We start from the raw sequence: 14,443 nt of genomic DNA on the forward strand, positions 1-14,443 counted from the left end.
GTTTCTTGAATTAATATTGGCGGCACACTGCAAACAGTGCGCTCAATTTGTCAGCCGATTTGATGCCAGGCGCATCTTCTACCCCTGAATTCACATCAATGATGCCGCAACCTGCGGCGATAGCGCCTTCTACGTTCTGCGGGTTTATGCCGCCTGCAAGAACGAGCTTATGCTTTTGCTCGGCGCCATCTAACAGTTGCCAGTTGAATGATTCCCCCGTGCCACCTTTGGCGTCGCCTACTTGGCAATCCAGAAGCACGCGGCTAATTAATGGGTTATTTAAGTGTCTGTCCACTATTTCAGGTAGCGAGTTTGTTGTATCAGCTTTCACGCCTTGTGCAACCCAAATCTCGCAACCCTCAGGCAGTTTTTCTGAAAGTGTGGCCACATAATGTTCATCTTCACTACCGTGTAATTGCACGGCAAATAAACTAAGCGATGCCGCCAGTGACGCAACTTGGTCTACGTCACTATTCACAAATACACCGACAAAAGCGCCGTTAACTTGTTGAGTAATAGTTTGCGCCATATCGTGAGTAACATAGCGAGGCGATTTATCAGCAAAGATCAGTCCGCCAAAACTGGCGCCTTGGTCAAATGCCATCTGCGCTTGCTCTGGGGTGGTTAACCCGCATACTTTTACTGCACCATTGACCAAGGTTTTAACCGCACGAGGCAGATCGTCTTGTGCCATCAGTGCACTGCCTACCAAGAACCCATCTGATACGGCGGCTAGGCGCAACACGTCATCATGGGTATAAATGCCAGATTCGGAAATGACCACAAAGTCGTGGGTCGCAGCTTCTAACATGGGCACTAGGCGTTCTGTGGTAGCAAGGTCGGTAGATAAGTCGCGCAGGTTACGGTTGTTGATACCGATAATATTTGCTTCTAACGCTATAGCGCGCCGCATTTCTTCTTCGTTACTTACTTCAGTAAGAATGTCTAAGTGTAGGCTGTCAGCAACAGCGGCTAACTCGCGATACTCGTCGTCGCTTAATACGCTAAGCATAAGCAATACGGCGTCGGCGTTATAATGGCGCGCCAGATACACTTGATAGGTTTCAACAAAGAAGTCTTTGTTTAGCACAGGCTGCGCAACGCGCTCGGTCACATAGGCAAGGTATTCGAATTTGCCTTGAAAGTACTTTTCGTCAGTCAGTACAGAAATACCGGCAGCATAGGGGGTATATGCGGCCAAAATTTCATCTAAATTAAAATTATCGCGAATAAGGCCTTTTGAAGGCGACGCTTTTTTACATTCAAAAATGAAGCCGGCGTTAGGCTCACTAAGTGCCGCAAACAAACTTTTTTGAGACGGCACTAGCGCGTTTTTAAAGCTTTCTAACGGCAGAGCCGTTTCTCTAGCCGCAATTTCTTCGCGCTTGTCTGCAACAATTTTCTCAAGCACATTAGCCATTCGTGCTTACCTCCTGAGTAATTTTGGCTACCTTTGAAAGTAACTGCATGGGTAACCCCTTGGACATGGCGTCCATCGCCATTTCGGCGCCGTCTTTGAAGCTATCAGCTTTGCCCGTCACTTTTAACAATGCGCCACAGTTCATAGCAATGGCCGCACGATGCGCTTCTTTGCCTTCGCCATTCAGTGCAGCTTCAACAAATTGTCGGTTCTCTTCCGGTTCACCGCCTTCGATAGCCGATAACGGATAGCGCGGTAAACCGAAATCATCTGATGTAACGGTTAGTTTGCGAATATCGCCGTGCTCTAAGTCGTAAATCATCGACTCGCCGTGCAGCGCCAGCTCATCAAGGCCATCGCCGTGCACTATCATGGCGCGATGTTGGCCAAGCAGCATAAGGGTTTTTGCATACGGTTCAAGCAGTTCGGGAGAGTATACGCCGAATACACCATGAGTTGGACCCGCAGGGTTTGCCAGTGGACCCAAGATGTTAAACAAGGTTCTGGTCTTCATCGCAGCGCGCACGGGGGCTGCGTGGCGCATACCGGCGTGATAAACGGGAGCAAAAAGAAATGTGAAATTTGCTTCATCTAAGCATTTTCGCGATAACTCGGGGCTAATTTCTAAATTTAACCCGAATTGACGAAACAAATCGGCTGAACCTGATTTGCTCGACACACTTCGATTACCGTGCTTGGCTACTTTTACACCGCACGCAGCCGCTACCACACCGGCTGCACTTGAGATATTAATCGTGTTGTGGCCGTCACCACCTGTCCCCACAATGTCGGCAAACTCATAGCTCGGCGTTGGAAAGGGAAGGGCATTGGCAACCATTGCACTGGCTGCACCTGCAATTTCGCTTGGCGATTCTTTCTTCATTTTAAGCGCGGTAAGCACCGCTGCTATCATCACCTCGCTTTGTTCACCGTGCATAATACTGTTAAACAAGCTGTAGGCTTCGGTTTGCGAGAGCGACTCACGCAACATCAATTGTTCAAGAAGTGGGCCTGCGTTAAGCATGATAGGCTCCCTGTAACGTTAAATAGTCAATACTTTGCTTAAGTAGCAAACTGCCTTGGGCGGTTAAAATAGATTCAGGGTGAAACTGAAAGCCCAACATGCGATCGCCTTCGCTATATACTGCCATCACTGCTTCGCTGCCATCGTCATTCACTGTCGATGCGCATACCGTCAGTGCATCAGGTAATTCATGTGCAACCAAAGAGTGATAACGCGCCACGTGTAAGGGTTGTTGTAACCCTTCAAACATTGCCTTTTCAGTGTGAGTAATTGCCGATGATTTACCGTGCATGACTTGGCTTGCCCGTCCAACTGTACCACCGTAGTGTTCTACAATGGCTTGGTGGCCTAAGCAAATACCAATTACTGGGAAAACGCCTCGCACTTTGTTCAGTAGTGCTGGCATGCAGCCTGCTTCACTGGGAGCGCCGGGCCCTGGCGATAGCATTAATATTACTGGGCCTTTTGTTGCTTGTTCTTGCATGCGTTCAAACAACATGTCGGCCGAAACGGTATTTCGATAAACCTTAATGTCTAAGTCTAGCGTGCGCAGTTCATCAACCAAGTTGTAGGTGAATGAGTCTACATTATCCAGTAAAAAGAGGGTGGTCACCTGTTGGTTCATGCGTTGCCCTCCTTACTGGGTACATATTCTTCTTTAAGTGCCGCTTTAACAGCCCCAATAACCGCTTGCGCTTTGGCGCGCGTTTCATCAGCTTCGGCTTGTGGGATTGAGTCGTGAACGACGCCAGCACCCGCTTGAATATACGCGGTGTTGTTTTTGACAAATGCCGAGCGAATAACAATGCAGGTGTCCATGTCACCCTGTCCGTTCAGATAACCAACCGCGCCGCCGTAACTGCCGCGACGTTTTTGTTCTACTTCACGAATAAGCGTGGCAGCACTTACTTTCGGCGCACCTACTAATGTGCCCATGTTCATACACGCTTGATAGGCATGCAGCGCATCTAAATCGTCTCTCAGCTGGCCTACCACGCGCGATACAAGATGCATTACATGAGAGTAGCGGTCTACTTTTAATAGGTCTTTCACGTAGCGGGTACCAGGGCGACTTACTTTAGCAACGTCATTTCGCGCAAGGTCAACAAGCATAATGTGCTCTGATTTTTCCTTAGTGTCTTCGCGAAGGTTTAGTTCAATGCGACTGTCCAAATCTCTATCAATCGAGCCGTCGGCGCGTTTTCCGCGTGGTCGAGTGCCGGCAATGGGATATATTTCAACCTGGTTGCTTTCGCTATCGTATTTAAGAGCAGATTCAGGCGAAGCGCCGAAAATACTGAATGCTTCATCCTGCATGTAAAACATATACGGACTTGGATTAGATTCTTTTAGCTTTGCATAAGCAAGGAGTGGCGATGGGCAGGGGAGAGAAAATGTGCGTGATGGCACAACCTGAAATATGTCGCCAGCCAAAATATGCTGCTTTAAGTCGAGTACGTGGTTGCAAAATTGCTCGTCGGTGATGTCCACAGAAGCATCGTGGTTATCTGTTAAAGTGAGTGACTGTCCACTTTTTTCGAGTGACTGTCCACTTTGCCCTTTTAGGACAGGCTCCGCCGGCATGTCGTGAAGCTGTTGGTGGATAGCTTCTAGGCGCTGGGCGATGGTGAAGTATTGCTGAGCGACATCTTGCCCGCTAAATACGCTACCAATGATATGTGTTTCGCGCGTTTGATGGTCTACGGTAATGAGCGTCTCGGCAAGGTAAAACACAAAGTCCGGACAGTCATTTTCGCCTTCTGCAACATCGGGTAGTTTTTCGAAACCGGCCAGCATGTCATAGGCAAATACACCACCTAGAAATACAGCATGGGGGTGCTGACGTATGGGGGTAACCTTATTGACAACAATACGCAGTGTATCCATAACACTTGCGGCTTTTAAACGACTGTCTTCGTCTAAATCTGCATCGGCGTCATCACACTCTAGAGTAACCGTTGTTGCTGTACTGTCTACTACATTTAGGCCGTCAGGGCTTTGCGTAGTGAAAAGTGGAAGTACAGACGCGCCATTGCCAGTAAGTGCGGTAATTTCAACGCGATTACCTCTGCATTCCATACGAAGTGCAGCGTCAACCATCAGCAAGCTTTGTAAGTCATCTTTCGAGTCAATCTCTGCCGATTCTAGTAATAACGCGTTGCTCGTATTCTCACACAAGTGAGCAAAGGCCGCGAGTGGGTCGTCAATGTAGTGACCTACTTGTTCTATTGTCTCAACCTTGCCTGGGGAAGTGCCCAGTTCCGCTAAACTCATTTTTGCTTCTCTCCAACTGCAAAAAGATAAAAAAAAGGCCCGTATAAACGGGCCTTTATGTGTTTTCATTCACGCACTACAGTGCACACCGCCCGTTAAGTTAGGGAGTGCCACCACCAAGTTGCAACTGTCATTGCTGTAGATGTTTTTTGCGTGTGCATGAATTACTCGTTGTTTGTTTAAACTTCAATAGGATTTGAAGCCGTTAGTACGTATACTTTGTGTATATAGAAGAAAACAAATTGCCTTTTGTGTCAACCATAAATTTGCATAAGACATTGAAAATAGATCTACATAGTCATACAAAATTCTCTGATGGGCATTTAACCCCTGAAGAACTTGTCCTTCGCGCGCACACCATGCAGGTGAATGTGCTGGCGATTACTGATCACGATACCGTGGCTGGATTAGACGAAGCGCACAGCGTTCAAGCAAAGCAGAAACGGCCGCTTACACTGATTGACGGGGTGGAAATATCCACGTTGTGGCACGGTTTCGACATCCACGTTGTGGGATTAAATGTTAACCGCCAGTGCCCAGAATTTTTAGCGCGCTTAGACGGGCAAGCACAAGTGCGCGAAGCGCGTGCAGAGAAAATTGCTGAAAAATTAGAAAAGTGCGGCTTTGAAGGCGTGCTACCCAGAGCCAAGGCACTTGCCGGAGTCGGTCAAGTAACCCGTGCACACTTTGCAAGAGTGTTGGTGAATAATTACGGCGTACCTACCATGGAAGCGGCGTTTAAGAAATACCTTGGCAAAGGCAAGCGGGCGGCGGTTAAAGCTGAATGGCCCAGTATTGAAACGGCGATAACCTGGATTCAAGATGCTGGCGGTCAAGCTGTGCTTGCACATCCAGCCCACTACGATATGACCGCAAAATGGCTACGCCGTCTTGTGGCGCTTTTTGAGCAAGCCGGTGGTGATGCCATCGAGACCGCATTTCCGGGCATTAATAAAACCAAGCAAGAATTGATTAATGAACTTGCGCAAACCCATAGTTTACTAGCGTCAGCAGGGTCAGATTTTCATTTCCCTTCACGATGGACAGAGCTAGGCAAAAACTTAGGTATTAGCAGCAAACTTACGCCAGTTTGGCACAATTGGACGCAGTTTGACGCACTAGGGGCAAATAGCTAAGCGTGTGCAAATAGCAAGGCATGCCCAAACCAACAAGAGCAAGGCTTGCGTGCTAGAGCAAGCAAGTTGAGACAAGAGAGGCGTTATGAGTCAGTTTTTTTATGTACACCCAGACAATCCGCAGAAGCGTTTAATAACGCAAGCGTGTGAATTGATTCGCGAAGGTGCAGTTGTGGTTTACCCCACTGATTCTGGGTATGCCATTGGTTGTCAGATGGAAGATAAAAGAGCGCTTGAACAGCTCTGCCGTATTCGACAAATAGACAAAGAGCATAACTTTACGCTTATGTGTCGTGATATGTCGGAACTGTCGATTTATGCGAAGGTAGATAATACTGCCTTTCGTCAAATCAAAAACAACACGCCAGGGCATTACACTTTTGTGCTAAAAGCCACGCGAGAAGTGCCTAAACGGCTGCAAAACCCCAAGCGGAAAACCATTGGTATTCGCGTGCCTGATAACGCCATTGCGCTAGCTCTGCTTGAAGAGTTAGGTGAGCCATTGATGTCTACGTCGCTGATTTTGCCGGGAAATACAATGGCGGAATCTGACCCTGATGTTATTCGCGATAATCTTGAAAAACAGGTTGGGCTTATTATTCACGGCGGGTATATTGGTGAGCAGCCTACAACGGTTGTGGATCTTTCAGAAGATACGCCTGTTATTGTGCGTCATGGTACGGGCGACCCATCACCGTTTGAATAAAGTACCGTTTGAATAAAGTATCGTTTGAATAAAGTATCGTTTGAATAAGGTACCGTGCTAGGCATATTGTGTGTTGGCGCCATGCGCAAATGCATTGGCAACACACTACGCACTGCATAACATAAACGACAAATAACAATAAGCGTGTAAAACGCATAACAAGAACGAAGAATTGTGCCGGAATCAAAAAAAAACAGCACTCAGAGCGACGCTGTTGTGACTGCGCCAGATAACGAAGTAGCACTGCAAAATACCGCGGCAACGCCGGTACAGCAGCCATTGCCGCTTGCGTTTATTAATGGCGAAGCCGTCATAGAAAAGCCTGAAGATCTTTTTATTCCGCCTGATGCGCTAGAAGTTATTTTAGAAACCTTTGAAGGCCCCCTTGATTTACTGCTGTATTTAATCAGAAAGCAAAAATTTGACATCACTACGCTGCCTATTGCCGATGTGACCAAGCAATACATGGAATACGTTGATGCAATGATGTCGTTGAAGCTTGAACTGGCCGCTGAATACCTGTTGATGGCCGCTATTCTTGCCGAAATAAAGTCAAGGTTATTGTTGCCAAAACGCAGCGATGAGTCGGACGAAGAAGAAGACCCACGGGCTGAGCTAATTCGCCGGTTGAAAGAATATGAGTTGGTGAAGCAGGCCGCAGAAGACTTAGATTTGCAGCCTCGCCTTGAGCGTGACATTTACAACGTTAATGTAGAGACAAGCGATAACGTAGCACCTATACGCATTGAGCCTGATGTTACCCTTGCTGAAATTGTGCTTGCCTTTAGCGCGGCAATGAAGCGGGCTGAGGCCTTTGAGCATCACACCATTGAACGGGAAGCGCTTAGCACCAGAGAGCGCATGTCGTTGATATTGTCTGTGCTAAATAATACCGAATATACGCCTCTTGAGCGCCTTTTTACGGTAGAAGAAGGTAAGGCCGGCGTTGTGGTTTGTTTCCTCGCCATTTTAGAATTAGTAAAAGAACAGCTTATTTTGTGCATTCAGGCAGGTCCTTATGCCAAAATTCATGTAAAATTAGGTGCTCATGAAGAAAATTAACACGGCGCAGCTTAAGCAGTTGGTAGAGGCAGCTATTTTTGTTGCTGATAAACCTATTTCAAGACAACAGCTTAAAGAGACTGTACTGAATGAATTTAGCGTGGCAGATAGAACCTTGAGTAAGGTGCTAAACGAGCTAACGTTAGATTATCAACCTCGCGGTATTCAGTTAGTAGAAGTTGCAAGCGGCTTTCGATTTCAGTCGTTAGATGCGCTTAGCCCGTGGTTAAGTAAATTATGGCAAGAAAATGCGCCCAAATATTCACGAGCGATGCTCGAAACATTGGCGCTTATTGCCTACCGTCAGCCCATCACGCGCGGAGAAATTGAACAAGTGCGTGGTGTAGCGGTAAGCAGCAATATTATAAAGACACTCACAGAACGAGATTGGATAAAGGTAGTGGGTCACAAAGAGGTGCCGGGGCGACCTGCACTGTACGCTACCACAAAAGGCTTTTTAGACTATTTTTCGATGACGTCGTTAGGTGATTTACCTAACGCTGAAGCGTTTGAAAATATGGCTGAAAGCATTGCGTCTGACTCGCCGCTTAAGGTGTTAAATGAGGCACCGTCTGAATAGACCGTGCGACCGTAAACAAGCAATTAAAGAGTGAAACCATGACTGAAAAGTTGCAAAAAGTACTGGCTAACCAAGGGCTAGGCTCGCGACGAGAAATGGAACGTTGGATAGAAGAAGGACGTGTATCTGTAAATGGTGCCGTTGCTACTCTCGGCGATAGAGTTGATCACACCGCGCAAATACGTGTAGACGGGCATTTATTGTCTCGTCAAACCGAGCAACCAATATGCCGTGTATTGATGTACAACAAACCCGAAGGCGAGTTGTGCAGCCGTCACGACCCTGAAGGCCGAGACACCGTGTTCGACAGATTACCTGCCATTCGCTTAGGTAGGTGGATCACTGTTGGTCGTCTTGATATGAACACCAGCGGTTTATTGCTCTTCACTAACGACGGTGAATTAGCGAATCGTTTGATGCACCCTAAATGCGAAGTTGAACGCGAGTATGCGGTGCGTGTATTTGGTGAGGTAACGGGCAAAACCCTCAATACCTTGCAAAAAGGGGTTGAGCTGGAAGACGGTGAAGCAAAATTCCTGACAATTACAGGTACGCCAACGCCACAGCACGCCGAAGAAGAAAGCATGAACCGCTGGTTTAACGTAACCCTGAAAGAAGGGCGTAATCGTGAGGTTCGTCGTTTGTGGGAGTCGCAAGGCGTACAAGTGAGCCGACTTATCCGCGTTAAATACGGGCCAATTGAACTGCAAAAACGTTTACCACAAGGCGCTTGGGTAGAGCTAGGGCTTGAAGATGTCAATGCACTTCGCAGCCATGTTCAACTGCCAGATGAAACACAAACTATGGTGAACGTGCGACAAGGTAAACTTGATCATGCCAGACTTAGCCGCATGCGCCGTTCTGTGAAAAAGCACAAGGTGCGTAAGCAGCAGGGGTTAAACAAGCGAGCAGGGCGTCCAAGTAAACGCAAGTAGCACTGTCCAACACCCAAAATTGTGATGCAGAGAAGCCGCTAAATAGCGGCTTTTTTTGTGCTTAAATTATTGTTACGTTCAATGAAACTCTTTCGACTGAATCAATTTGAACGAAAACGATCGCATTGGGGCGCTATGGCGATGCCATTGTCATTTGCCCACGTTTCAATTTTTTCTTTGTTGTCAGTAACGAAGCTATTGAAGCTATCAATTACTTCGGTGTGATGTTTTGTTGAAATTTGGTACTTCACTGGATCGGCATTTACGCTACTAGAAACCGACACAAGAGCAGGAGATTTGCCTAAATGCTTGAGCTCATTTTGGATTATAGCAATGTTTACATCAATGCCATCAATCATTTCATTAACCAACATTTGTGCGAGTACCCTTAAGGAGGTATCTCTTACTATCTCCAATTTGCCCGTCTCAATTGCATCTTTCCATTTGCTTGATGGCGTAAACCCTATTGGTAAGCTTAATCGCATGAAGGCGTTTGGTGGCATGTCTCTATTTTTGTCGAGTACTACAGTAGTATCACACACGGTGATCATCGGCGCACTGTAACGAATGTTATTCGTTGAGCTCAGCTTCCAACGCGCGTTATCAGGCAGTCGGATATCAATGGCATTTTCATCGAACCAGAAAGGAAAGCGATTCAATGGTAGAGGAATAAATGATAACTCAATGTCATTTTGTAGAGCGAATTCATGAAGAATTTGATACAGGAGGCCGTCGTGTTTACCTTCAGTAAAATTCATTACTGGCGCATAGTTGATATCTTCTACACCAATTCGCAAGGTTTTCGGCAGCGTTTGACTTTCTGTGGCAAGTGAATACGGGCTCACAAAACATATTGTAGCAGCGAGGGCGCATATAAGGTGTTTAAACACGTTTATCTTCAACACTATATCAAAAGCCTGTCTAGATACTTTGCCATAATTCACATCAACGGCAGATTAGCACAAGAAAAAATATAACGGGAGCAATACATTACATTTGCTACTTAAGTATAAAGGCGATCTTCCTCAGCATGTTAGCCGTAGGTATTGGTATTCATTAATGTTGACAAGGAGATGCTATGAAAGACATGCCGCAGTTAGGAATAGGCACATTTCGACTCGAAGGTGACGTGGCGCGAGATGCTGTCACCAATGCGTTAGATGTGGGTTTTAGACATATTGATACAGCACAAATATATGGAAATGAGGCGCAAGTTGGCGATGCAATTCAAACTAGCGGTATCGCACGCTCAGATTTATTTGTCACCACAAAAGTATGGTATGAGTCGCTTGGTGACGATCATTTCATCCCTAGCGTTCACGAGAGTTTGGCAAAGCTTAAGCTTGAGTATGTCGACTTGTTGCTTGTTCATTGGCCTTACCCTGGGACAGACATTGCGCTTGAAGCTTACTTAACTCAGCTCGCTGAAGCGAAGAAGCTAGGCCTGGCAAGGCACATAGGTGTGTCTAACTTCACCATAGATCTGATGGACAAAGCAGAGGCAATTCTAGGTAAAGGTGAGTTGTATACCAATCAGATTGAACTGCATCCGTTTATGCAAAATCAGCAGGTGGTGAAAGCGTGTCGCGATAAGGGGATCCGAGTTACCGCCTATATGCCGTTTGCCGTTGGCGATGTCATGAAAGACGACACGTTAAAGCAAATCGCAGATGCACATGGTGCCACCCCTGCGCAGGTCGTTCTTTCGTGGATGGAAAAGCGCCATTATTACGCCATACCTTCTTCAACAAGTAGACAGCACCTTTCAGAAAACCTAGCCTATGGTGGTGTCCAATTGTCAGATGAAGAATTACTGCGAATAGACGGTTTAGATAACGGCAAGCGAATTGTTAACCCTGATTTCGCGCCGCAGTGGGACTGATTAGCCGATAGATTAAGTTAGCAGGTATACCGCACAAAAACGGTGAGGCGAGCGATAGCGCGCCCCACCGTTTTTTTTGTGTCTGTCCCTTTTTTTTAAAAAAATGTTTGCACAAATAATGATCACTGCATACTGTATTAATACAGATGGTACAGTTGGGTGTGACATGCAAAATATAGAAATAGTGAAACCGTTAAGTATTCAGGTCTCCACTGGAGATGCTCGCCCTATTTTCAAGCAGATTGTCGACCAGGTTCGTATGCTGGTGGCGCGCAATGAGCTTGAGGTAGGGGCCAGACTTCCAAGCGTACGAGGGCTTGCTACGCAACTGCTGGTTAATGCCAATACAGTGGCAAAAGCCTACAACGAGCTTACCTCACAAGGTGTGCTTGAATCGCATCAAGGCAAAGGACTATTTGTGGCGCAGCAGCGCCAAATGTTGAGCCAAGAAGCTCAGCAGCAGAAATTAGACAGTGCTGTTGAAGTCTTTGTTAATGAAGTGGCCTATCTAGATTACAGTCAAGCGACGTTACTCAGTACCGTAGCTGACGCACTGGAAAGCGTCCGCCCTCGTAAAGCGTCAAACGGTGAATAACATGTCTGAAGCGTGTATTGAAACGGATTTGTTAACCCGTCAATTTGGTAATAAAACGGCGTTGGATGGTTTCACGCTGACGGTACCGTGTAGCGGTATTCATACCATTGTGGGCAGTAATGGGGCGGGTAAGTCTACGCTATTTAGGTTGCTGCTTGGCATTGATACGCCAACGTCAGGAAGCTGCCATGTTTTAGGAAGACCTTCTCAACACCTAACGTCCAAAGACCGCGCTCAAATAGGCTATGTAAACGAAGAGCATACATTGCCTGAGTGGATGTCTGTGTCCAGCGTAATGAAATTGCAGCGCAGCTTTTACCCACAATGGGAACAAGATGTTTTTAACCGAACTATTAGCTACTTCGATATCGATCCAAAACAGAAGGTATCGGGGCTATCAAGAGGGGAAAGGGCAGGCTATAGCTTGTCTTTAGCACTGGCGCAGCAGCCTAAACTGTTGATTCTAGATGAGCCCACTCTTGGGTTAGATGTGGTGGCTAAGCAAAGTTTTTTAGAGTCATTGATGCTGATAGGCACTGAGCAAGATGGGGCCATTATTTACTGTTCACATCAAATGGAAGAAATAGAGCGCTTGGCTGATAACCTCATCCTTATGGAAAAGGGAAGGCTCATCAATAATTGCACGCCCGATGAGTTTCTCTCTAAAGTCACTGCGTGGACGGTAGATTTCGACGGTAGGGCTTTTGAGCCAGAAAACATTCCGGGCTTTTTAAGCTACAAAATTATCGAGGGGATACATCACATTGTAGTGGCCGACCAAGTGAGCGATACAAACTTTACATCCCTGCTAAAGCTTATGGGGGCCAAATTTGTGCAATCCATGTCAGTGAACCTTGAAAGCGCGGTTAACGCTTACCTCACTAGAAACCATAACAAGCCTGTGGAGCTTTCGTAATGTTTGCACTTTATAAAAGCGAATTTCAACGCTTTGCGTTACTCGCCTCAACGGCGCTAGCCCTACTTCTTGCAGTATATTTGATGCTGCCGAAAATGGGCTTGTGGGATATTTTGCATCGCAATATGGGCTTTTTACTCACGGTGGGCAGCATTATTGTCTCGCTCGTTTTTGGTATTGTGCATGCTCTATTATGGAAGAAGAAAAACTTTTGGGTTTTTCTTATACACCGCCCCTAGATAGCAGTAAAATCTACCTAAGTCTTATGCTGGCAGGTATTACCGTTCTTATAAGTACGATTTCCTTGTCGTTACTTATCACTACGCTGGGGTACGACAACTTCACCAATAAAGTAGTCGATTGGCGTCACTACCAGTTTATCGGCTATCTGACTTTACTTAATACGTCGTGCTATATGGTTGGAACGCTCTCAGTGTTGCACCGTTCCCGGTTTGCTATTTTGGTGTTTTACGCATTATTTATTGCTTTTTTCCCAGAGCCCAAAAACACCCTGGCGCAATATGTACCTTTGGTGTTTATGCTTTGCGCCTTATTCTATTTAAACATTAAAAGCTTTAAGCCAGATTTGAACAAACCACTGGATACTCCCTTGGGCACAGGCTTGTTGGCAACGGGCGTGAGTTATAGTGTGGTTATTGTGCTCATACTTGCCACCACCGTATTTTATCACTTGCCGATGATGGCCATAGGTAAACACCCTGATATGAACCCGGTTGATGGGACACGAAAATTAATCTGGGAAAATAACTTTGAAAACGCGGTAGGCTACATTTTAGAGGGCAGCGGTCATGCGCAAGCCGCGCACTATGCAAATCAAGCCAAGCTTGCGGACGTTATGTCGTTACCGGTGACACCTTGGCAGTCGGCGCGAAAAAATCAGCTGCACCGATTTGATAATCAAGACGCTATTGTCGACCCCGATACGCGCAATGTGTGGAAGTTTTCACATGACGAAATGCTGCTTATAGGCGTTGATGGTTACTCCGGGAAGTCGTTAGGTGCGATTGGGCGCGATGGCTTTCTGGCGTCGGTTAATGATGCGAAAAGCAGTGACCGTTTTGAGTTTGTGCCTCATTTAAGCCAAGGCAAGTTTTTATCGACGCCAGATGGCCTATACAGCATCGACTTTGAAACAAAGTCCTTGCTTGTCAAACACCGTCCTAACGCTGGGGAGCGCTATACCAGTGCGTTATGGTTGTCAGAGCAGGTAGGCAGAATTTCCACCTCTACACAGCTTTTGATGTTTAATCGCAATACGCTATACGATGACTTTGCCGAGCTTGTGGTGGATTACCAGTTTGTTTATCCAGCAAGCGTTGGTGGAGCCGATACCGCATACGGCTTAAAAGTGGCCGATGGATATTTACTTATCTTTACCGGCGAACATTACTTCGGGTTTGATCGCCCAGGCGCAGAAGTGTTTATTACTCGCCTTGATGGCAGTAGCGAAAAACTGGGTGAGCGCGAGTTTTATTTACACAGTTTACCTGGTTGGGTACGACACTATAACTTTATTGTAGCGCCGTTTATCTTTGTGTCGGAAGAGCTGCTTGCCCATTTCATTGACCCGTTTGAAAGCCGTTACATGAGCCTTGAAGACATAAAAAATCAACACTATCCGCTTTACATTTGGGTGGTTGCCGCGCTGCTTCAATTCGCCTCGGTGCTAGTGTTGTGGCGCCTTACCAAAGAGCTTGTCGACAAGGCGAGTCTTCGCCTTACGTGGCGTGTATTGGGCATGGTGTTGGGGCTTCCCGCGTTACTCAGTTTTGTATTGCTTCAGCCGCTAAGGCGAAGTTAATACGTAGAAATACTTACCAAAGAGTTAACTACCAAACGGCAATCACGTAAGGCACAAAACGTGGTTGCCGCTAGCAAACACATGGCGATGG

15 protein-coding genes are annotated in these 14,443 nt (G+C 46.5%); 10 read left to right on the top strand and 5 right to left on the bottom strand.

Features of this window, described 5'->3' with window-relative positions; all coding sequences use genetic code 11:
- Positions 1–10 precede the first annotated feature (10 nt).
- From trpCF to LHL20_RS10180, 4 genes are read right to left on the bottom strand one after another with little or no spacing between them, the layout of a single operon-like run.
- Positions 11–1,420: a bifunctional indole-3-glycerol-phosphate synthase TrpC/phosphoribosylanthranilate isomerase TrpF gene (gene trpCF / locus LHL20_RS10165; protein WP_226433225.1), complete on the bottom strand. Its 1,410-nt coding sequence runs from the start codon at positions 1,418–1,420 to the stop codon at positions 11–13.
- Positions 1,413–2,444, bottom strand: a complete 1,032-nt coding sequence (gene trpD, locus LHL20_RS10170) for an anthranilate phosphoribosyltransferase (RefSeq protein WP_226433226.1) — start codon at positions 2,442–2,444, stop codon at positions 1,413–1,415. Before trpD ends, trpCF begins: the two co-directional genes overlap by 8 nt.
- The gene (locus tag LHL20_RS10175; protein WP_226433227.1) at positions 2,437–3,069 is read right to left on the bottom strand and encodes an aminodeoxychorismate/anthranilate synthase component II; all 633 of its coding nucleotides are present in this window, start codon (positions 3,067–3,069) and stop codon (positions 2,437–2,439) included. Before LHL20_RS10175 ends, trpD begins: the two co-directional genes overlap by 8 nt.
- On the bottom strand, positions 3,066–4,718 hold the full coding sequence (locus LHL20_RS10180; RefSeq protein ID WP_226433228.1) for an anthranilate synthase component 1: 1,653 nt from the start codon (positions 4,716–4,718) through the stop codon (positions 3,066–3,068). Before LHL20_RS10180 ends, LHL20_RS10175 begins: the two co-directional genes overlap by 4 nt.
- Before the next feature lie 278 nt (positions 4,719–4,996).
- On the opposite strand from LHL20_RS10180, the gene LHL20_RS10185 reads away from it, so the two are divergent.
- The 5 genes from LHL20_RS10185 to rluB all read left to right on the top strand — a co-directional run bounded on the left by LHL20_RS10185 (position 4,997) and on the right by rluB (position 9,137).
- Entirely contained in the window at positions 4,997–5,854 is an 858-nt protein-coding gene (locus LHL20_RS10185) for a PHP domain-containing protein (RefSeq protein WP_226433229.1), read from the top strand.
- A gap of 85 nt (positions 5,855–5,939) precedes the next feature.
- A complete protein-coding gene (locus tag LHL20_RS10190) occupies positions 5,940–6,560 on the top strand; it encodes an L-threonylcarbamoyladenylate synthase (RefSeq protein ID WP_159627999.1) in 621 nt (206 codons plus the stop codon).
- Between the two features lie 216 nt (positions 6,561–6,776).
- Positions 6,777–7,622 (top strand): segregation and condensation protein A, encoded by an 846-nt coding sequence (locus LHL20_RS10195; RefSeq protein WP_226433288.1) that lies wholly within the window; start codon positions 6,777–6,779, stop codon positions 7,620–7,622.
- Positions 7,609–8,202, top strand: a complete 594-nt coding sequence (gene scpB, locus LHL20_RS10200) for an SMC-Scp complex subunit ScpB (RefSeq protein WP_159628001.1) — start codon at positions 7,609–7,611, stop codon at positions 8,200–8,202. Before LHL20_RS10195 ends, scpB begins: the two co-directional genes overlap by 14 nt.
- Positions 8,203–8,240: 38 nt before the next feature.
- On the top strand, positions 8,241–9,137 hold the full coding sequence (gene rluB, locus LHL20_RS10205; RefSeq protein WP_159628003.1) for a 23S rRNA pseudouridine(2605) synthase RluB: 897 nt from the start codon (positions 8,241–8,243) through the stop codon (positions 9,135–9,137).
- 101 nt (positions 9,138–9,238) lie between these two features.
- Here rluB and LHL20_RS10210 read toward each other — a convergent pair whose 3' ends face one another.
- A complete protein-coding gene (locus LHL20_RS10210; protein WP_226433230.1) occupies positions 9,239–9,982 on the bottom strand; it encodes a hypothetical protein in 744 nt (247 codons plus the stop codon).
- Positions 9,983–10,215: 233 nt separating this feature from the next.
- On the opposite strand from LHL20_RS10210, the gene dkgB reads away from it, so the two are divergent.
- From dkgB to LHL20_RS10235, 5 genes are all read left to right on the top strand, one after another.
- Entirely contained in the window at positions 10,216–11,019 is an 804-nt protein-coding gene (gene dkgB, locus LHL20_RS10215) for a 2,5-didehydrogluconate reductase DkgB (RefSeq protein ID WP_226433231.1), read from the top strand.
- A 166-nt stretch (positions 11,020–11,185) separates the two neighbouring features.
- Positions 11,186–11,614 (top strand): GntR family transcriptional regulator, encoded by a 429-nt coding sequence (locus LHL20_RS10220; protein ID WP_226433232.1) that lies wholly within the window; start codon positions 11,186–11,188, stop codon positions 11,612–11,614.
- Between the two features lies 1 nt (position 11,615).
- On the top strand, positions 11,616–12,530 hold the full coding sequence (locus tag LHL20_RS10225) for an ABC transporter ATP-binding protein (protein ID WP_226433233.1): 915 nt from the start codon (positions 11,616–11,618) through the stop codon (positions 12,528–12,530).
- Positions 12,530–12,769: a hypothetical protein gene (locus tag LHL20_RS10230; RefSeq protein ID WP_226433234.1), complete on the top strand. Its 240-nt coding sequence runs from the start codon at positions 12,530–12,532 to the stop codon at positions 12,767–12,769. The genes LHL20_RS10225 and LHL20_RS10230 overlap by 1 nt, the downstream gene beginning before the upstream one ends.
- Positions 12,724–14,352 carry a hypothetical protein gene (locus LHL20_RS10235; RefSeq protein ID WP_226433235.1) on the top strand — a complete coding sequence of 543 codons (1,629 nt, stop codon included), beginning with the start codon at positions 12,724–12,726 and terminating at the stop codon, positions 14,350–14,352. Before LHL20_RS10230 ends, LHL20_RS10235 begins: the two co-directional genes overlap by 46 nt.
- The last annotated feature ends 91 nt before the right edge of the window (positions 14,353–14,443 follow it).

Source organism: Alteromonas sp. McT4-15 (genome assembly GCF_020515205.1).
Lineage (GTDB): Bacteria > Pseudomonadota > Gammaproteobacteria > Enterobacterales > Alteromonadaceae > Alteromonas.